General features: G+C 64.8%; 16 protein-coding genes. 7 read left to right on the top strand and 9 right to left on the bottom strand.

The features are described from left to right. Positions 1 to 16: 16 nt before the first annotated feature. Positions 17 to 781, top strand: coding sequence for an SDR family NAD(P)-dependent oxidoreductase (locus AAC126_RS08975; protein WP_339852377.1), 765 nt, complete (start codon positions 17 to 19; stop codon positions 779 to 781). A gap of 84 nt (positions 782 to 865) precedes the next feature. After that, a complete protein-coding gene (locus AAC126_RS08980; RefSeq protein WP_339852379.1) occupies positions 866 to 1,441 on the top strand; it encodes a YdeI/OmpD-associated family protein in 576 nt (191 codons plus the stop codon). A gap of 24 nt (positions 1,442 to 1,465) precedes the next feature. On the opposite strand, the gene putA is transcribed toward AAC126_RS08980, so the two are convergent. Continuing rightward, positions 1,466 to 5,353 carry a trifunctional transcriptional regulator/proline dehydrogenase/L-glutamate gamma-semialdehyde dehydrogenase gene (gene putA / locus AAC126_RS08985; RefSeq protein WP_339852382.1) on the bottom strand — a complete coding sequence of 1,296 codons (3,888 nt, stop codon included), beginning with the start codon at positions 5,351 to 5,353 and terminating at the stop codon, positions 1,466 to 1,468. Positions 5,354 to 5,447: 94 nt separating this feature from the next. Continuing rightward, on the bottom strand, positions 5,448 to 6,710 hold the full coding sequence (locus AAC126_RS08990; RefSeq protein WP_339852385.1) for a PQQ-dependent sugar dehydrogenase: 1,263 nt from the start codon (positions 6,708 to 6,710) through the stop codon (positions 5,448 to 5,450). A 145-nt stretch (positions 6,711 to 6,855) separates the two neighbouring features. On the opposite strand from AAC126_RS08990, the gene AAC126_RS08995 reads away from it, so the two are divergent. Then, the gene (locus AAC126_RS08995) at positions 6,856 to 8,991 is read left to right on the top strand and encodes a protoglobin domain-containing protein (RefSeq protein ID WP_339852388.1); all 2,136 of its coding nucleotides are present in this window, start codon (positions 6,856 to 6,858) and stop codon (positions 8,989 to 8,991) included. A gap of 46 nt (positions 8,992 to 9,037) precedes the next feature. Here AAC126_RS08995 and AAC126_RS09000 read toward each other — a convergent pair whose 3' ends face one another. Then, complete coding sequence (locus AAC126_RS09000) at positions 9,038 to 9,904, bottom strand: serine protease (RefSeq protein ID WP_339852391.1); 867 nt, start codon at positions 9,902 to 9,904, stop codon at positions 9,038 to 9,040. A gap of 5 nt (positions 9,905 to 9,909) precedes the next feature. After that, positions 9,910 to 10,365 carry a DUF350 domain-containing protein gene (locus AAC126_RS09005; protein ID WP_339852394.1) on the bottom strand — a complete coding sequence of 152 codons (456 nt, stop codon included), beginning with the start codon at positions 10,363 to 10,365 and terminating at the stop codon, positions 9,910 to 9,912. 221 nt (positions 10,366 to 10,586) lie between these two features. Here AAC126_RS09005 and AAC126_RS09010 point away from each other — a divergent pair, with 221 nt between their 5' ends. Next, entirely contained in the window at positions 10,587 to 11,468 is an 882-nt protein-coding gene (locus tag AAC126_RS09010) for a hypothetical protein (RefSeq protein ID WP_339852396.1), read from the top strand. Positions 11,469 to 11,492: 24 nt separating this feature from the next. On the opposite strand, the gene AAC126_RS09015 is transcribed toward AAC126_RS09010, so the two are convergent. Both AAC126_RS09015 and AAC126_RS09020 read right to left on the bottom strand, forming a co-directional pair. After that, positions 11,493 to 11,783 carry a putative quinol monooxygenase gene (locus tag AAC126_RS09015; RefSeq protein ID WP_339852399.1) on the bottom strand — a complete coding sequence of 97 codons (291 nt, stop codon included), beginning with the start codon at positions 11,781 to 11,783 and terminating at the stop codon, positions 11,493 to 11,495. Positions 11,784 to 11,822: 39 nt separating this feature from the next. Continuing rightward, the gene (locus AAC126_RS09020; RefSeq protein ID WP_339852402.1) at positions 11,823 to 12,587 is read right to left on the bottom strand and encodes a sulfite exporter TauE/SafE family protein; all 765 of its coding nucleotides are present in this window, start codon (positions 12,585 to 12,587) and stop codon (positions 11,823 to 11,825) included. 215 nt (positions 12,588 to 12,802) lie between these two features. On the opposite strand from AAC126_RS09020, the gene AAC126_RS09025 reads away from it, so the two are divergent. Then, on the top strand, positions 12,803 to 16,399 hold the full coding sequence (locus AAC126_RS09025; RefSeq protein ID WP_339852404.1) for an AsmA family protein: 3,597 nt from the start codon (positions 12,803 to 12,805) through the stop codon (positions 16,397 to 16,399). On the opposite strand, the gene AAC126_RS09030 is transcribed toward AAC126_RS09025, so the two are convergent. Both AAC126_RS09030 and AAC126_RS09035 read right to left on the bottom strand, forming a co-directional pair. Then, positions 16,385 to 16,621 (bottom strand): ribbon-helix-helix domain-containing protein, encoded by a 237-nt coding sequence (locus AAC126_RS09030; protein ID WP_339852406.1) that lies wholly within the window; start codon positions 16,619 to 16,621, stop codon positions 16,385 to 16,387. The two genes, AAC126_RS09025 and AAC126_RS09030, sit on opposite strands and share 15 nt — an antisense overlap. A 5-nt stretch (positions 16,622 to 16,626) precedes the next feature. Further along, positions 16,627 to 18,033 carry a class I SAM-dependent RNA methyltransferase gene (locus AAC126_RS09035; protein WP_339852409.1) on the bottom strand — a complete coding sequence of 469 codons (1,407 nt, stop codon included), beginning with the start codon at positions 18,031 to 18,033 and terminating at the stop codon, positions 16,627 to 16,629. 73 nt (positions 18,034 to 18,106) lie between these two features. Here AAC126_RS09035 and AAC126_RS09040 point away from each other — a divergent pair, with 73 nt between their 5' ends. Further along, positions 18,107 to 18,532: a hypothetical protein gene (locus AAC126_RS09040; protein ID WP_339852412.1), complete on the top strand. Its 426-nt coding sequence runs from the start codon at positions 18,107 to 18,109 to the stop codon at positions 18,530 to 18,532. Positions 18,533 to 18,610: 78 nt separating this feature from the next. After that, a complete protein-coding gene (locus tag AAC126_RS09045) occupies positions 18,611 to 19,138 on the top strand; it encodes a copper chaperone PCu(A)C (RefSeq protein ID WP_339852415.1) in 528 nt (175 codons plus the stop codon). Between the two features lie 27 nt (positions 19,139 to 19,165). Here the strand turns inward: AAC126_RS09045 and AAC126_RS09050 are convergent, their stop codons facing one another. Further along, positions 19,166 to 19,576: a YbaN family protein gene (locus tag AAC126_RS09050; RefSeq protein WP_339852417.1), complete on the bottom strand. Its 411-nt coding sequence runs from the start codon at positions 19,574 to 19,576 to the stop codon at positions 19,166 to 19,168. Positions 19,577 to 19,643 lie beyond the last annotated feature (67 nt).

The raw sequence follows: 19,643 nt of genomic DNA on the forward strand, positions 1-19,643 counted from the left end.
GGGAGGAGACCGGAGCATGAGTATCAAGGCAGTGATTACAGGCGGGGCCAGCGGCATCGGATATGCCACCGCCAAGAAGATCCTCGCGGATGGCGGCGCCGTCTGCCTCTTGGACATGAACGAGAAGACACTGGCAGACGCACAGACAAGTCTCGGCGGCGACAGGGTGATGACGGCGGCGACGGATGTGCGCGACGCGGCGGCACTGGATATCGCCATCCGGGCCGGGGCCGAATTCATGGGCGGGCTGAATGCCTGTGTCGCCAGTGCCGGGATCGGCTACCGGGTGCCGATCCTCGAGTCCGACACAAACGACTTCGAGCGTGTGCTGTCCATCAACCTGACCGGCGTCTATTCGACACTGCGCGCGGCGGCTTTGGTCATGGTCGAGCAGGGAAGCGGCGGCTCCATCGTGACGCTGGCGAGCGTCTGCGGTGTGCGCGGCTGTGCCGACCGGGCGGCTTATGGTGCCGCCAAGGCCGGGGTGATCAACCTGTCGGAGACCGCCGCCATCGAGCTGGCCCAGCACAGGATCCGGGTCAACGCCCTCTGCCCGGCGCCGATCCACACGCCGCTGATCGAAGGCGTGCAGGACGAGCAGGCCGTCGCCGACTGGATGGTGGGCATCCCGATGGGCCGCTATGGCGAGCCGGAGGAAGTCGCCGAGCTGGCATCCTTCCTCCTGAGCGACAAGGCGTCCTACATCACCGGCCAGTCCATCGGCGTCGATGGCGGCTGGATGGGGGCGGGCTTGCAGAATTCCGCCTACCGGGTGGCCTGATGCAAGCCTTCAAGAGTCACATATGCATAAATCCGGCCTTGAAAACCTGGAACAGCCTGTTATCGGATCGCGTGAGTGGGGAAAATGACTGCAATTAACCAGCTATTGAACAAAGTGGAATGGCACGAGGAGCGCAAGACACTCCGCTCCCTGGCGCTCTCATGTGACCTTGAGGAATCGGTCAAATGGGGGAAATTGTGCTTCAGCCTCAACGGCAACAACATCGCCATCATCTACGGCCTCAAGGGCTATTGCGCGCTCGGCTTCTTCAAGGGCGCCTTGCTGAAGGACGATGACGGCGTGCTGATTGCCCCCGGCGCACATTCCCAGGCAATGCGTCAGCTCCGCTTCACTGGTTTGAAAGAGATAAAGGACCGAGAGGACCAGATTGTCCGCTTCCTTCAAAAAGCCATCCAAGCCGAACGGGACGGGTTGAAAGTGGTCTTCCGCGAGAAGGAGACTTTATCCTATTCGGACGAATTGCAGGACCGTCTCGACGACGACCCGGAGTTTGCAGCCGCCTTCGACGCTCTGACGCACGGGCGAAAGCGCGGATATCTCCTGCATTTTTCCGGAGCCAAACAAGCCAAAACCCGGATCGCCAGGATCGATAAGGCGCGAGAGAGAGTTCTTGCCGGCAAGGGGATCACCGATCGGTAGCCCCTTGCCGCCCCCTGCCGCGTCCTAGCCGATCGACATCAGGCTGGCATTGCCGCCCGCCGCCGCCGTGTTGATGCTGATGGATTGCTCCTCGACCAGCCAGTCGAGGCAGTAATCCTCCCGGCCGGACGCGAGCCCGGCAGGCGAGACGCCCTGCACGCCGACGAGTGGGCCGTCCCGGTCGGCTGCCTGCTTCTGCACGCTGATCAGCGCATCCGCGTCGCCCTCGAACAGTATGGCGGCCAGATCGAGCTCGGCGTGCCAGTCCTTGGTCAGGTGCACCCGGTCCTTCAGATCGCCGGGCAGGCTGCCGACCAATGCGCTGGCCGCCGCGTTCTGCTGCAACACCGCTTCGTCACCCGCCGCAAGGATGGCAGCGATCTGCCGCAGCAAACCGGCCTCGCCCTGCGCGATGGCCGCGACCCGGCCTTTCGGATGGATGAGATAACGGTTCCGCTCCCCGACCGGGCCCGGCAGATCGAGATCGGTGCCGAGCGGCGAGCGGGCGATATAGGCCGCAGCCATGTCCGCTTCCGTCGTCCGGCCTGCCTCGCGCAGCCAGGCTTCGAGCTGGTGCGCCGGTTCCGGTCCGACATCCGGGGCCCGGTCCGAGATGGCCGAGGTGAAGGGACGGCGGGCCAGCAGGCGGGTGAGATAGAGCGGGCCGCCCGCTTTCGGGCCGGTGCCGGACAGGCCACGGCCACCGAAGGGCTGCACGCCGACGATGGCGCCGATGATGTTGCGGTTCACATAGACATTGCCGACGCCGATCCGGCGGGCCACCCGGTCGATGGTCTCGTCGATCCGGGAATGCACCCCGAAGGTGAGGCCGTAGCCGGTGGCGTTGATATCGTCGACCAGCGCGTCCAGCCTGTTCCGCTTGAAACGGACAACATGCAGCACCGGGCCGAACACCTCGCGCTCCAGCTCGGCGAGACTGCCGATCTCGATCAGGGTCGGCGGGATGAAGGTGCCATGCCGCGTGTCGGCGGGCAGATCCAGTTGCTCGACCTTGTTGCCGCGCTCCCGCATGCTCTCGATATGTTTCCGGATGCCCGCCTGCGCTTCCGCCGTGATGACCGGGCCGACATCGGTGGAGAGCCGGTCCGGATTGCCGATGGCCAGCTCGTGCATTGCGCCCTTCAGCATTTCCAGCATGCGGTCGGCGACGTCTTCCTGCAGGCAGAGCACCCGCAAGGCCGAGCAACGCTGCCCGGCGCTGTCAAAGGCGGACATGATGACATCGGCGACGACCTGTTCCGGCAGGGCCGAGCTGTCGACGATCAAGGCATTCTGGCCGCCGGTCTCCGCGATCAGCGGGATCTGCGTGCCGTCCGGCGCAAGACGCCCGGCAAGGCCCGCCTGGATCAGCCGCGCGACTTCGGTCGAGCCGGTGAACATGACACCACGCACGCGGCTGTCAGCAACCAGCGCCGCGCCGACTTCGCCCGCGCCCGGCACCAGTTGCAGAGCATCCTTCGGGATGCCCGCCTCATGCATCAGCCGGACCGCCTCGGCGGCGATCAGCGGGCTTTCCTCCGCCGGTTTCGCCAGCACCGGATTACCCGCTGCCAATGCCGCCGACATCTGCCCGGTGAAGATCGCCAGCGGGAAGTTCCACGGGCTGATACAGACCACCGGCCCGAGCGGACGGTGACTGTCCATGTTGAATTTCGCCTCCACCTCCATCGCGTAATAGCGCAGGAAGTCGACGGCCTCGCGCACCTCGGCGATGGCGTTGGCCATGGTCTTGCCGGCCTCGCGGACGCAGATCCCGATCAGCACCGGCATGCGGGCTTCCATCAGGTCGGCGGCCCGCATCAGCAGGGCCGCGCGCTCGGCGGGTTCCGTCGCCGCCCAGACAGGGGCCGCAGCCTCCGCATTCTCGAACGCCTTGCCGATCACCGCCTCGTCCGCATCGCGCACGGTGCCGACCAGATCGCGCCGGTCGGACGGATTGCGCACTTCCCGCACCGGGCCGGTCTCGGCGGCGCCCTCCACCGTCGGCGCCGACTGCCAGAAGGTTTCGGCACTGGACAGCAGGGCAGCCGACAGCGAGGCCAGCCGGTGTTCGTTCGACAGGTCCAGCCCCTGCGCGTTCGGCCGTTCCGGGCCGTAGAGCGTGCGCGGCGCGCTGATCTTCGGATGCGGCGCGCCGACCGGCTCGACCTTCAGGGCCTCGGCCACCGGATCGGCGATCAGATCGTCCACGGAGAAAGCCGCATCGGCGATCCGGTTCACGAAGGAGGTGTTGGCGCCGTTTTCCAGCAGCCGCCGGACCAGATAGGCCAGCAAGGTCTCGTGGCTGCCGACCGGGGCATAGACCCGGCAGGGCCGGTTCAGCTTGTCCCGACCGACCACTTCCTCATAGAGCGGCTCGCCCATGCCATGCAGGCACTGGAATTCGTACTGGCCGGCATAATAGTTCGGCCCGGCCATCTGCATGATGGCGGCGAGACTCTGGGCATTGTGGGTGGCGAACTGCGGATAGACCGCGTCCGGCGCCGCCAGCAGCTTCTTGGCGCAGGCGAGGTAGGAAACGTCCGTGTGGATCTTCCGGGTGAAGACCGGGAAATCCTCCAGCCCATCCACCTGGGCGCGCTTGATCTCGCTGTCCCAGTAGGCGCCCTTGACCAGCCGGATCATCAGCCGGTGACCGCTGCGCCGGGCCAGGTCGATCAGGTAATCGAGCACGAAGGGGCAGCGCTTGGAATAGGCCTGCACGACGAAGCCGATGCCGTTCCAGTCCGCCAGATCCGGATCGAAGCAGACTGCTTCCAGCAGATCGAGGGAAAGCTCCAGCCGGTCCATCTCCTCGGCATCGATATTCAGGCCGATATCGTAGGAGCGGGCGAGCAGGGCCAGCTTCTTCAGGATCGGCAGCAGCTCTTCCATCACCCGGTCCTGCTTCATCCGCCAGTAGCGCGGATGCAGGGCGGAGAGCTTGATGGAGATACCCGGACCCTCATAGATGCCCCGGCCCTTCGAGGCCTTGCCGATAGCATGGATGGCCTGCTCGTATTCCTTCAGGTAGCGAGCCGCGTCTCCGGCGGTCGTCGCTGCCTCGCCCAGCATGTCGTAGGAATAGCGGAAGCCCTTTTTCTCCATCGACCGGCTGTTCGCCAGCGCCTCGGAGATGGTCTGCCCGGTGACGAACTGCTCGCCCATCATCCGCATGGCAACATCGACGCCACTGCGGATCAACGGCTCGCCGCCGCGCCCGATCATCTTGGTCAGCGCCGCGCCCATGCTGTCCTCGCTCTGGGTCGCGGTCAGCTTGCCGGTGACGACAAGGCCCCAGGTGGCCGCGTTCACGAACATCGAGGGGGAATGGCCGAGATGGGATTTCCAGTCGCCGTTCGAGATCTTGTCGCGGATCAGCGCGTCGCGGGTCTGCCGGTCGGGAATCCGCAGCAGCGCCTCGGCGAGGCACATCAGGGCCACGCCTTCCTGGCTGGACAGATCATATTCGTGAATCAGCCCCTCGACGCCGCCGCGCACGCTCTTCTCGCGCAGGGCTTCGACCAGCGTGCGGGCCAGACTTGAAGCCGCCTGCTGCTTGGCAGGGGTCAGGGTGGCCTCGGAAATCAGATAGGGCAGGCATTCCATCTCCGGCTTGCGGTAGGCCGCCGTGATCCCGGCCCGCAGCACGCTTTGCGCCTGCACACCCTGGGCGAAATCCAGAAACGGCCGGGGCAGATGCTCGCCGGCGGGTGCGTTTTCATCGAGATCGAGATCCGCGTCCCCGGCGAGATAGCCGTCCAGCGGCTCGCCGCGTTCGATCCGCTCGATGGCGCCGACGAGAGACTGCTTTACCAGCCAGTGGGGCGTGCGGCCGATCCTGTCGGCGGCACTTTTGAGCCGCGCCCGCAAGTCTTCGCTGACCTTCACGCCTATGGTCTGGGCCGCCATCTCTACCTCCCCTGGATCGATCCGAAGGCGAAAGGTTACACCGACAATTGCGGGAAGGTGCAACCTGAATCTTCCAGGGAGCAACCAAACAAGATTACAGCGGCTCCAGACGCAGCAGATCGCCGCCGGAACTATCCGTCAGAACATAGAGATAGCCGTCCGGTCCCTGCTTCACCGCGCGAATGCGCTCTTCCAGATCATCCAGCAGCACTTCCTGCTCCGTCACCCTGTCGCCGTCGAGCACCAGCCGCCGCAGATGCATATGCGCCAGCGCGCCGACGAAGAGGTTGCCGCGCCAGTTCGGGAATTTGTCGCCGTCATAGAATTCCATCCCGCTCGGCGCGATGGACGGCACCCAATAGACCACCGGTTGCTCCATGCCGGGCGCTTCCGTTTTGTCCGAGATGATGGCGCCGCTGTAATCGATGCCATAGGTGATCGCGGGCCAGCCGTAATTCCGGCCGGGGCGGAGGATATTCACCTCGTCACCGCCGCGCGGCCCGTGCTCCTGCGCCCAGATCGTGGAGGTGCCCGGCCGCAATGCCATGCCTTGCACGTTCCGGTGCCCGTAGGAATAGATCTCCGGCAAGGCGCCTTCCCGGCCAACGAACGGATTGTCCGGCGGCACGGAGCCGTCATCCTTGATCCGGGCAATGGTGCCGATATGCGTGCCAAGGTTCTGCGCCTCGTTCATATGGCTGCCCCGGTCTCCCATACTGATGAACAGCGTGCCATCCGGCGCGAAGACAAGACGGGAGCCGAAATGCCGCCCGCCGCCGACCTTCGGCTTCTGGCGGAAGATCACGTCGAGGCCCGTCAGGGCGCCATCGGCCAGACGCGCTCTCGCGACTTCGGTTCCGGCGCCACCGTCGCCCCGCCCGGCGAAGGACAGATAGATCAGCCGGTTTTCGGCAAAATCCGGATGCAGCACCACGTCGAGCAGGCCACCCTGACCGGAAGCATAGACCTCCGGCGTGCCGCGCACCGGCTCCGGCTCCAGCCCGTCCGGCCCGACGATCCGCAGCGCCCCTTCCCGCTCGGTCACGAGAATGCGGCCGTCCGGCAGAAAAGCCAGCCCCCAGGGATGATCCAGCCCGCCCGCCAGCCGCGTCACCCGGAAATCGTGAACGCCGGATCGCTCCGTCATGGGGATGTCGGCACCGGCGGAACAAGCCGACAGGCCGAGCAGCACCATGCCGCCAAGTGCGCCAGCCGCCCCGCCCCGCTTACGTGAAAAAAATCCCGTCCGCATGTCTTCCTCCACTGCAACGCCTGTCATGGACATGGCGTCATGGACGCCACCTGCAAGACCCCGGCGGGAAAGAGCGGTGCCTGCCAGGACATTCAGCAAACCCACATAAAAATTCCGTCCTATTTTCCCGGAAATTATCCCGAACATTATTGTAGTGTTTGGGGAATCAACTTCAGACTGAGCTGAGTCAGAAAACGCGCAGGCAAGGCCGGACAACGGCGCGCAAGGACAATACGAGGGGGAAGCGGCAATGACGGATCAAATGGAAACCTCGCGACTGGCATTTGCCGAGATCGATCAGCCGGCTCTCGCGGCTCTCAGAGAGATCTGGCCCCTGGTGGAACGCAGTCTGCCGCAGATCCTCGACCAGTTTTACCGGCACATCTCCGCCACCCCGGAGACCGCCGTCATCCTGGAGCATGGCCCCGGCATCGAGCCGCTGAAGAAAGCCCAGATCCGCCACTGGCAATCCGTCTTTACTGACGGCTTCAATCAGGACTTCCTCGATCGCGCGCAAAAGATCGGTGAAATCCATTCCCGCATCGGGCTCAGCCCGCGCTGGTATATCGGCGCCTACGCCTTCATCCAGCCGCGCCTGTTCTCTCTGATCGCAAAGCACCACAAGCGCGCCGACGCCGCCACCCGGTACTGCAATGCCGTGGCCAAGGCGATTGCCATCGACATGGACCTCGCCCTCGATTCCTACAGCTCGTCCGGCGAGGCGGATAAACTGAAGCAGCAGATCCTCAATCTCGCCGACACTCTGGAGCGGGAGATCGACCAGACCGTCGAGGAAGTCATGCTGCAGGCCAGCCGGGTTGCCGAGCTGACGAACGGCCTGGCCTCCGCCGCAACCGAAATGGCGGCGCTGGTGAATGAAGTCCGCGGGGCGACGGATATCACGGCCGGAAACGTGAATTCGGTTGCCGCCGCGACCGAGGAGCTCAGCGCGTCGAGCCAGGAGATCGCCACGCAGGTATCCGACTCCGCCCGCCTGACCAGCGAAGCAACCAGCAGCGCCGACGGCGCGCGCGAGCAGGTTTCCGCCCTCGAGGAAGCCACCAAGAACATCAGCTCCGTCGTCGATCTGATCAACTCGATCGCGGCGCAGACGAAACTGCTCGCCCTAAACGCGACGATCGAAGCCGCCCGCGCGGGAGAAGCCGGCAAGGGCTTTGCCGTTGTCGCCTCCGAGGTGAAATCGCTGGCGCAACAGACCGAGAGCGCCATTCAGGATGTCAGCCAGCATACCGCCGGCGTACAGACCGCAACCCGCTCATCGGTCGATGCCATCACCGGGATCGCGGCGAAGATTGCCGAGGTGAACGGGATTTCATCCGGCGTCGCCTCCGCCGTCGAAGAGCAACTGGCCGCCACGAGCGAAATCGGCCGTTCCTCGAACGAGGCGTCGGAGATGACGGGGCAGGTCGCGGCCTCCATTGCAAAAGTGGCCGAACAGGCGGAGCGCACGAGCCGGTCCGCCAGCGCGATCGAGACCCTGGCCAAGAATGTCAGCCTCAATGTCAGCGACATGAAACGCAGGCTCGGCATCGTGGTCCGGGCGGGCGAGGAAGCCAACCGGCGGGGCAGCGACCGGGTGCCGACGGTGATCGGCGGCATGCTCACCTTCGGCGGCCTCAGCGCACAGGGCTTTATCGCGGACCTCTCGCCACGCGGCGCGCTGTTGCTGTGCGACGGGCAGGAAGATGCGGAAGCGGCGAGTATCGGCAGCATCACGCTCCCGAACGGGGTTGCCCTTCCGGCCCGCGTGGTTGCGGCGACATCCCTTGGCCTGCATGTCGCCTTCGAGAATATCGATGCCATGGCCGCCGAAATGATCGGCGCCATGATCGAGCAGGCGATGGGCGAAAACGATGTCTTCCGGGACATTTGCGTGACCGCCGCGCAGGAGGCGGAGGATGCATTGCAGGGCGCCCTGCGGTCGGGCCGGATATCCGAGGACGCGCTGTTCGACAGCCAGTATTCGATCATACCGGAGACAAACCCGACACAATACACGACCCAGTTTGTCGATCTGACGGATGAGCTGCTGACGCCGATCCAGGAACGCCACAAGGAGCGGGACGACCGCATCCGGCTGCTCTGTGCGACCGACAGAAATGGCTATATCGGCACCCACAACGCAGCGGTCTCGCAGCCGCAGCGCCCGGACGATCCGGTCTGGAACGCCGCGAACTGCCGCAACCGGCGGATTTTCGACGACCGGGCGGGCCTGCTGGCGGCAGGCAACAGGGAGCCGCACCAGTTGCAGACCTATCTCCGCGATATGGGCGGAGGCAAGAAGGTGCTGCTGAAGGAAATCGACGCGCCGATCACATTGTCCGGGCGTCTTTGGGGCAACATGCGCTGCGCCTTTGTTCCCTGAACAGGGTTGGCCCTGAACAAGGCTGCGGCGGAGCAAAAGCCCAGCCTCACCCCTGGCCGTTGACCTTGCAATAGAGCTGCCGGACGGTCCCGGCCCGCTCCAGTTCCGAAAAGGACGGCGCGGCGGTCCAGCCGGCCTGCTGCATGGTTTCGACCGGCACTTTTTCGGCGCTCAGCATCTGCTGGATGGTGCGCGGCGCGACCGTCGAGACACGCCCGCGCCGCGTGTTCGACGCAATGGCGATGCCGACCAGACGCCCCGATGCATCGAGTGTCGGCCCGCCGCTGATGCCGCCAAGGCTGCCCGGCGCCACGCCCTCGCGGCCGGTCTCGGCCCAGACCAGAACAAGACGACCAACACCGCGCAATGACGCCGAGCGCAGATCGCCCCGCCCGAGCAGCGTGGAGGAAACGCGTCCCTTGCCCGTACCGGGAAATCCGTAATGGTACCCGGCATCGCCGATATCCGGCAGCGGGCCGAGGGAGAGTGCGGGAGAGCGCCCGGCATCGGCATGCACCAGCGCGATATCCGCGTCCGGATGCGAGACCGCGGCATCCCTGATCGGCGTCACATGCCGCCGGTCAACGACAAACCCCAGCCGGTCGCAGCCCTCGACGACATGCCGCGCGGTCAGCCAGTAATCCCGCGAGACAACAAATGCCGTGCCAACCCCGCTCTGGATCTTTTCGCGCTCCTCGAGCTGCAGCCGGATGTCATTCCGGCTGGGCGCGGGCAAGGGACGGCGCGGCGTACGGCCCGCATCCTGAACCGGCGGGGCCTCATATGCGGGACGGCCGGGGCGGTCTTCCGGCGCCGGCTGCAGAAGATCGCCACCCCACTCGAACAGCCCGGCCAGCACAAAGGCCGCCACGGCGCCGAGTATTCCCAGTTTTTCAGGAGGAAGAGAGCGCATGACCGCTAGCCCGAAACAGCCGCCGCATTCAGGGCCGCCACCGACAGCTTCATCGAGACAAGAAGCGTCGCCGCACCGATTTCGCCTGCTTCGATGCGTTTGGAAAGATTACGCACCATGAGGTCGGTCAGCCTGAAAACCAGAATCTGGATCAGCAATGTCACCGTGCCCCAGATCAGAATATCGAGAAGGCCGACACTGGCCGCGAGGCAAAAGGCAAGCGGGATGGCCAGACCGAGCACGGCACCGGCAAGCGACAGCGCGGCCGCGGCGTTACCTTCCCGGATCAGCTTCATCTCGTCATGCGCCGTGATCCGCATATAGATCAGGGTTCCGATCAGGAGCATTCCCAGGCTCGCCGCGAAATGCGCGATCAGATACGGAAGACCAGCCGCCAGACTGCTGAAGACACCGGACATTTTTCGCCCCTCACCCAGAAACAACACGAACGGGATCGCCATGATAAAGCATCTCCCCCAGCCACGACATATGCGTCAGGCCGGGCATGGGCGCCACAAAATATTCGAAATTTTAAGGATATTCATCGCAATTTCGGCTTATAATAAACGCGCCTCTGGACAATCATAAGTTCTCTAATATATTTTAAGTCAATTGATCAAAATTGGTTTAAGATCAGAAATAGAATACAAAAAGTGCATTAAAAGGGAAAAGATTTCCGCTGATGCAACAGTATGTCATCCTCGACGAGCAAGCCGAACGTGAAGCGCGTGTCATGCACCGCTATCGCGTCGAGGTCGCTGCGTACTGGATGAAATGGCACCTTTGCATAGCGCTGGTCTCCGCCCTCGGAATGATCTTCCTGGTCGGCCTGGTCGTCGCCCTCTACAACGCCGCGATCCTCGGTATCGGACCGACCCTGAACGACTGGGGCGATTTCTCGTTCCTGCTGCATATCAACATTTTCAACTGGCGGGTCGACCCGGATTATTATCACCGGCTGGTGACGTATCCGATGATCCCCATCACGCTCGATCACATGCCCTGGGCGCATCTGTTCGGCTTCATCACGTTCGGCACCTGCCTGATCACGGCAATGATGAGCGTGCTGCATTTCGAGCCGATCATCAGCCACGACCCGAACCGCTATATCCGCATTGAACCGGTACGGCTGGTGCCTCCGATCGAGGTTTATTTCGAGACCGATCGCGGGTTCGACCAGAAATGCGTGATCGACGTCATCTTCACGGCGCCGGGCCCGGCCAGCGCCCAGGTGATCCGGGAGAAATCGAAAGCGATCTCCCTGCATTGCCAAACCGAAATCCAGCGTCTGGTCGATAGCGCGGTGTGGCAGATCCGGCTGCCGCAGCTCCGCCGGCAACTGGCCCGCATCGCCGTGGAATACGTGCCGCGCGATGCGATCCACGACCTCAAGATCCGCTCGATCAAAATGCACCCGGTGGTACGCCCGATGCCCCTGACCCTGCCAGCGGGCGTTACGGCAGCGGGCGCTACAGCAATGGCGCAAGGCATTGACGCAGAGGCCTCACCGGATGTTCCGGCCGCCGTCGAGGGCATCGCCCCGGAACCGGTTCCGGCGGAATAGTTCCCGCCGGCAAAGGATCACGGCTCAGACGCCGGCCCGCTCCCAGACCGTCACGTTCTTCTGCTCGATCATCGGCGCGACCCGGCCGTCGAACGCCTTGAAATGGTCGCTCGCCAGATGCGCCTTGAAGGCCGCCTCGTCGTCATAAAGTTCGTACAGGAAGCAATGCGCCGGATCCTGCGGATCGAAACAGACCTCGAACCGGTGACACCCCGGCTCAAGGCGCAACGACGCCTCCGCATTCTCAAGCATCGCCACTCTGAACCCGGCCGCCATGTCGGGCCGGATATGAAACTCGACGGTGATGACATACATCGCTTTCACCCCTTCAGAAATTTTCCGATACCGGCCTGATCAGGACGCCAGCAGGCTGCTGACGCCGACCCAGAGAAGCCGCGCCGCCAGCAGTGTCAGAACGGTCTTGAAGCCGATGGCAAAGACCCGTTCCGGCATCCATTCCAGCACCTTCTTGCCCGTTGCCGTGCCAAGAAACCCGGTCGCGATCATGGCGGCGATCAGCGGCAGCCATTCCGGAAAGGCAAAGCCGACAATGCCGAACGCCACCACCTTCACCCCGTGCTGCACCGTCATGCAGGCGCTGTGGGTCGCCACCGTGACCATCTTTCCGTACCGGTCCGGCGGCAGGAAGGCGGCCAGCAGCGGGCCGGTCGCGCCGACGAACATCGTGGCGAAACTGGTCACCGCGCCGACCCCGATGAAGGCGGGCGCCGGAACCTTGTGCTTGCCGAGTTTCGGTCCCCAGACCGTGTACAGGATGAACAGTGCCAGCAACGCCTGCAGGGCCGCCTGCGGCACGGAGACGACGATCTGCGCCGCGATGGCGATGCCTATCAGCGCACCGATCACGAAGAACCCGAAGAGCCTGCGCTCCGTATGCGCGCGCATCACATAGGCCCGCCCGGCATTCGAGCCGAACTGCACGACGCCATGCACCGGGATTACCGCCAGCGGCGGCAGGACGGAGCCGAGCGCGACCAGCATCATGACCCCGCCCCCAAGGCCGAAGGCAACGGTTACCGCGGACGTCACATAGCTGAAAAGGATCAGCGATATACCAGCCCATAGCGGTATGGAATCAGGCAGCAGGAATTCGATCACGGACGCGTCCCCCAACGCTGGAATTATTACTGGAATTATTAAAAGCGGGCGCAGCTTACCCCATCCAGGCCCGGCCGCCACCCTGTCGCGCGCAGGTGACTTGTGCCGGAGAACGCGCCATGTAGAGTGAGAACCTGATTGCGTGCATATTGCAGCCGTACTCTCAATCAACCCAGTGCCGCCCCACATTGGACGGCACCATTTGGAGACCCCTCTTGAAGAAACTGGTTCTTACGGTTCTGGCGCTGATCATCGTGCTGGGCGCAGCCGTCCTCGTTGGGCCCAGCTTCATCGACTGGAACAGCTACAAGGACGAGATTACCCGCACCGTCGAGGAACAGACCGGCCGCCGGCTTCAGATCGACGGCGATATCAGCTTCCAGATACTCCCGGCTCCCCGGCTTTCGGTGGAACAGCTGAAACTCGCCAACATCGAGGGCGGCAGCGCCAACACCTTCGTTTCCGCCGACGCGCTCCAGATCCATGTGGCACTGGCGCCCTTGCTCAGCGGCAAGATCAGGGTCGCCTCCGTGACCCTGAACGATCCCGTTGTCGCGCTGGAACAGTTTCCCGACGGCCGGAACAACTGGACATTCAACGCTCCCGGAAGCCCGGCGGGGGAAGCGGCAGGCAGCGCCGGGGACACCAAGGCAGCCGAAGGCGGGGATATTGATTTCAGCCTCGACGGCGCCACGATCACGAACGGGCGCATTTCATTTTACGACCACGGAACGGGCACCACGCATACCCTGTCCGGCCTGAATGCCGCCCTCAGCGCCAGCAGCCTGAACGGCCCGTTCAAGCTGACGGGCGATCTCACCTACAAGGGGGTTCCGCTCACGCTTTCGGCCGCGACCGGCCAGATCGATGCCGGGCGGGCAACCCCGCTGGAAACCATCGTCACGCTCGGCGACAAGGCAGCGGAGCTGAGCTATAGCGGCACCCTCGTGCTCGGCGACACGCCCCGGCTGATGGGCAGCATCGGTGCCTCCGGCAAGGATCTTGTCGCGGCCGGTGCCGCGCTGGCCCCGCTCAGAGCAGGCACGGACGCGCTTCCGCCGGCCCTCGCCGGCCCCTTCAAGCTCGCGGCCAGAATGCAGGCCTCCCCGGAACAGGCCGCGCTCAGCGACCTGACGATGAGTGCGGGCGGCTTCTCCGGGAAAGGTTCCGTGACCGTCTCCCTTGCGGACCGCGTGGCCATTGACGCGGCGCTGGCCCTGGATCGCTTCCAGCTTGACGAGGTTCTGGCCTCCCTGCAGAAACAGGCAACCGGCCCTGCCCCGGCGCCCGCCAGCAGTCCGGCCCCGGCCAGTTCGGCGGATGCGGGCTTTGCTCTTCCCGCCGGGATCGACGCCGATCTGGTCCTGACCGCGGACGCCGTGGATTATCGCGGCGGGGTGATCCGTCAGCCCCGGCTCGAAGCCTCCCTCGCCGATGGCGTCGCGGTCCTGAAAAACTTCAGCGCGCAGATGCCCGGCGGCTCCGACATCAGCCTTTCCGGCAGCCTCGAAAGCGCGAATGGCGGCCCGCAATTCTCCGGCCGGGCCGACTTCGTTTCGGACAATCTGCGCGGCACGCTCGACTGGCTCGGTGCCGGTCTCGACTCCGTCGCCGCCGACCGGCTGCGCAAGGGAAGTCTCGGCGCGGACATCACCGCCAACCAGGAACAGATCCAGCTCACGAACTGGACCATGGATCTCGACACCACCCGGATCCGGGGCGGCCTGACCCTGCTGCTGCGCGACCGGCCCGCCTTCGGTCTGGCGCTGGATCTCGGCAAGATCAATCTGGATGCCTATCTGCCGCCAGACGGCCAGACGGGCGGCCAGAAGCCCGCCACGGACCAGTCCGCAGCGGCCGGAAGCCCGCAGCCCGGCCCCTCTCCCATGGAGCAGGTTGCCGTCGCCCTGAACAGTTTCGATGCGAATGTCCGGATCGGGTTCGAGGAAATCACGGTGCACAAGACCCCGATCATCGGCGGTCAGCTGGAAGCGCGCATCCAGAACGGGGCATTGTCCGTCAACAAGCTCGCCATCGCCGATTTCGGCGGCGCGAAGGTTACCCTGAGCGGCTCGCTCGCCGGGGCCGTATCGGACCCGAACACCAAACTTGAATTCGACATCGACGCCAAGTCTCTGGCCCGGCTCGCCCGCCTTGCCGGGATCGAGCCCGACGAGACAGTGCAGCGGATTGGCGGCGGCAGGCTCAGCGGCAGCATCCTCGGCGATCTGTCCGCCATGACCATTGATGCAACGGCCAGCACCGCCGGAGCCACCGCCACGGTCAAAGGCATCGTGCATCCCCTGGCACAGCCCCTCAATGTCGATCTCGCGATCAAGCTGCAGCACCCGAATGCGGACAGCCTCGCGGCAACCCTGTCCCCCGGCGCCCTGCCAAAGGGCGTAAAGCTCGGCTCCCTGGCGCTTGCGGCAACCGTGATGTCGGCACAGGACGGCGCCTATAGCCTCGATGCAACGATGGATCTCGGCGGCGGCCAGCTCGGCCTGAAGGGCACCGTCACTCCCGGCCCCGAGAGAACCGCGCTCGCACTCGACACTCGGTATACGCATCCGGATGTGGTTGCCCTGATACGCAGCCTGTCCCCGGACTACACGCCGTCGAAGCGCGATCTTGGCCAGGCGACTCTGGCCAGCCGCCTGGAAGGCAGCACCGACAACCTGAAGATCAACAGCCTGCGGCTCGGCCTTGGCCCGATTTCCCTGACGGGCACGGCCTCGCTCTCCCTGACGGGCCCGCGCCCCAAACTGACGCTGGCCGCCGAAACCGGCACCATCGCCATCGATCCCTGGCTGCCCAAGGGCAGTGCCGCGCCGGCCGGCGGCATAGCCCCGGTCGTTCCGGTGAAAAGCAGCTCACGGACCTGGTCGCGGGAGACCATCGACACCTCGGGCCTGCTTGCCGCCGATGCGGATATCACCCTGAAGGCGGAGCAGGTTCTGTACGGCGCCTACAAGCTCGACAAGCTCGATCTCGCCGCGATCCTGGACAATGGCGCGCTGACGGTATCGAAGCTGTCCTCCGGATTGTTCGGCGGCACGCTCGACGGCACCGCGTCCCTGAAGCATGGCGCTACTCCGGAAGGCGGCCTGACCCTGTCGATCAAGAATGCCGATGTGCGGCAGGCGGCGATGTCCGCCTCCGGCGCGGCGCAGGTCACCGGCACCCTGAATTACGAAACCAGCCTGAAGACCGCGGGCCGCAGTGAATACGCCCTGGTCTCCGGGCTGCAGGGCAATGGCTCGATCAAGGTCAGCGACGGCACCGTCGAAGGCTTCGATCTGCCGGCGGTGAGCGACCAGTTGAAGCAGCTCGACCGTTCCGTCGATTTTCTCGTGCTCGCCCAGCGGGCCATGCAGGGTGGCACGACGCCTTTTGACAGCCTGACGGCGACCTACAAGATCACCAATGGCGTGCTGCAATCGGAAGATATCTCGCTGAAATCCAAGGCCGCCGAGGGCCGGGGAACCGCCGTGGTCAACCTGCCGCCGCAGGAGATGGATGTCCGCACCCAGTTCTGGCTCAGCGAGCATTCGAACTCACCGCCCATCGGTCTGCGCCTCACCGGCCCGCTCGACAATCCGCGCCAGATCCTGGACGCCAACAAGCTGCAGGCCTACGTGCTGCAACGGGTGATCGAGCGCGGCATCCTGCGGCAATTCAACAAGGGCAGTGATTCGAGCGGCAGCAGCGACAGCACGACAACGCCGGACGCCGCACCGACAGAGCCGGTCGAGAAGGTCGATCCGCGCAAGGCTCTGCGCGGTCTGCTGAAAGGCCTACTCGACAAGTAACGGCTTCCGGTTCTGCAGTTCCGACAGCACGAACACGCGCAGCGCACTCGAAAGATTGCCGCTGCGCGTGGCGTCCACCTCGGAAACCAGCCCGTTGATCGACAGATCGCGGGCGGTGGCGATTGCCTTCAATGCATCCCAGAACGCTTCTTCCATCGACACCGAGGTGACGTGTCCGGAGACCGTCACGGTGCGCTTGCGAATGCGGGCCGGATCCTGCATTCCGGCTACCCGTCACGCCGGACGAAATGGGCGACCAGCTCGATATGCGGGGTCCAGAGGAACTGGTCGATCGGGGTGACTTCGAGACACGCGTAGCCGCCATCCACCAGCGTCCGTGCATCCCGGGCGAAGGTCGCCGGATTGCAGGAGACATAAACGATCCTCTGCACTTTCGAGTCCGCCAGAGCCGCCGCCTGCTCGCGCGCGCCGGCACGCGGCGGGTCGAGCACCACGGCATCGAACTTGCCGAGCTCCTTGCCCGCGAAGGGGCGCTGGGTCAGATCCCGCCGTTCGGTCCGCACCCGGCCGCCGAGCCGGGCCGCATCGGCCCCGCCCCGGATCGCGGCCAGCAAGGCATCGTCGCCTTCCACCGCAAGCCGTTCCGCCGAGCCATCCAGCGCCAGACAGAGCGTGCCGCATCCGGCATAGAGATCGAGCACGGCGCGGGCACCCTGCGTGCCTTGACGCACCAGCTCCTGAATGGTCGCTTCACCATCCATCGTCGCCTGCAGGAACGCCCCCGGCGGCGGTGTCACGGTAACCGGGCCGAACGTGATCACCGGCGTCCGGCGCTGTGCCAGCGGCACCGGCGCGGGCAAACTGTCACCCTCGGCATGATAGGAAAGCCGGGTCAGGTCCTGTTCCTCGGCGAAGGCGGCGAGCCGCTCCCGGAAATCGAGATCCGGGTGGTCCGGCAGGCGGAGCAAAAGGTCGAGCCCGTTATCCAGCTCGTTCACCACGCAATCGATGGACTGCCCTTGCTCCAGCATCCCGTCGAAAAGCTGCCGCAGCGGCTGCATCAGGGCGAAGATCGCCGGACGCAGCACCGGGCATTCGGTGATCTCGACAATCCTGTTACTGCCGCGCTCATGAAAGCCCGCGACCAGCTTCCGGCCGATCATGCGCAGTACGAAATCCGCCCGCCGCCGGGCTTCCGGCGCACAGGTCCGCAGCGCCGCGACAGGGACATCACCCAGCCCGGCCCGGCCGAGATACTGTACCACCTGGTCCCGTTTCCAGGACTGGTAGGCGCCCGCTTCCAGATGCTGCACGGCGCAGCCGCCGCAGATCATGAAATGCTCGCAGGCCGGATCCACCCGCTCGGGCGCGGGCTCCACCAGCTCGATCAGATCGCAGGCCACGCCTTCGCCCCGATCGGAGACCGGGCGCACCCGGACCCGTTCGCCGGGCAGCGCGAAGGGAATGAAAAGCGGTCGGGTCTCGGTGACATAGCCGACCGTGATATCCGCCTTGGCCAGCCCGTCGCCGCGCCCGCCAAGCCGCTCGACAACGACGTCAAGGAGTGGCGCATTGGAGGCGTACCCCTTGCGTTGTGCCGGCCGCTGCGATGACCGTTTTGCCGCCCGGGGGGCTGACTTCCCCCGCTTGCTTCCCTGCCGTCCTCGGCCCATAAAGCCATCGTCCTTTTCTGCATGCGACGTATGGCGCCTAACCAGTGTCGGCGGCGCCTGTTATGGTGATGACATGCAACGCGCCAGGCTGACAACATCCGAACTGCGAAATCCGGCGGGACACAGCCATGCCCGGCGCCGGATGATCGCGGCTGTTTTCGGCGTTCTGGCGCTTTTGACCCAGGCCGGCTTCACCCTCGGCGCCTCCGCCGCGCTGACCTCGGCGCCTCCCGGCAGCCTCGCCGCCGACCTTGCCAAACTGTGCCTCGGCGCCATTGACGGGCCGGATGGCGGCTGGGATGACGGCAGCCCTTCGGGAAGCGCCGCCAGTTGCGGGCATTGCAATCTCTGCGGCGTGGCCGGGGCCTCGGTCCTGCCCGCTACCGAACCGGAGACGGCCGGACGGATCGCCGCCTCCCTTCGCCTCCGGAGCCTGACATATCAGGTACACAGCCAGGGCTTCACCCGGTTCCGCAATCCCCGGGCCCCTCCCCTCTGACTTTCAGCTCACATTCCAGGAAGACAGCGGTATAGCCGCACCCAAAAGAACTGCCCAAAAAAGCTGAAAGACAGAGCAATGATCACTTTTGCAAAAAACGCCGCGCGGGTTCTCGCGCTTGTCATCGTCACCCTGCCGCTGTTCGGCGGCATCGCCTGCTCCCATGAATTCAAGGCCGGTGACATTCTGGTCGATCATCCCTGGGCCCGGGCCACGCCCGGCCGGGCCAAGAACGGCGCGGCCTTCATGAAGCTCGTGAACCATGGCGGCGCGGATGACCGGCTGATGAGCGTGTCCGGCGAGGTCGCCGACCGGGTCGAGCTGCACACCCATATCCATGAGAACGGCGTGATGAAGATGCGGCCGAGCGGCCCCGTGCCGGTTCCGGCGGGCGGCATGGCCATGCTGGAGCCCGGCAGCTTTCACGTCATGATGATCGGCCTGAAGGCACCGCTGGTGGAAGGCGAGAAATTCCCGCTGACCCTCAGTTTCGAGAAGTCCGGCACAGTCACTGTCGAGGTGAAGGTCGAGTCCGTCGGCGCGGGCGCTGGCAGCAAACCCATGAAGCACGACATGAAGTCCGGCCACGGCATGAAGAAGAACTGATCCGCAGACACGCGGACCACCGGACGATCAGGCGGGGTCTTCCTGCTTGATCGCTCCGGGGCGGGTCGCGATCCAGGTGGCGACCAGGGCCAGCACGACGCCTGTCGCCGCCGCCAGTCGCCAGTCCTCCAGCACAAAGCCCCAGAGCAGCGCGAAGGAAAAACCGATCATCGTCACGGCGGCGATCTTGGCGCGCGGCGGGATCACCCCGTGCTCATGCCAGGCACGCACACCGCTGCCGAAGCGCGGATGATTGTAGAGCCAGAGGTGAAACCGTTCGGAAGAGCGGGAAAAGGCCCAGACCGCGATCAGCAGGAACAGCGTTCCAGGCAATCCCGGCAGCACGATACCGGCAATGCCCACGGCCGTGCACAGAATGCCGAAGCAGAACAGCACATAGCGCCAGGGGCCGCAGATGGTTTTCGGAAGTTCACTCAATTCTCGTCTCCGCGCGTTCCGGCTCGCGCGCCGATTATGGTCTCGATCCGTTAAGAATTAGTTCGGG

Source organism: uncultured Nisaea sp. (assembly GCF_963974195.1).
GTDB lineage: Bacteria > Pseudomonadota > Alphaproteobacteria > Thalassobaculales > Thalassobaculaceae > Nisaea.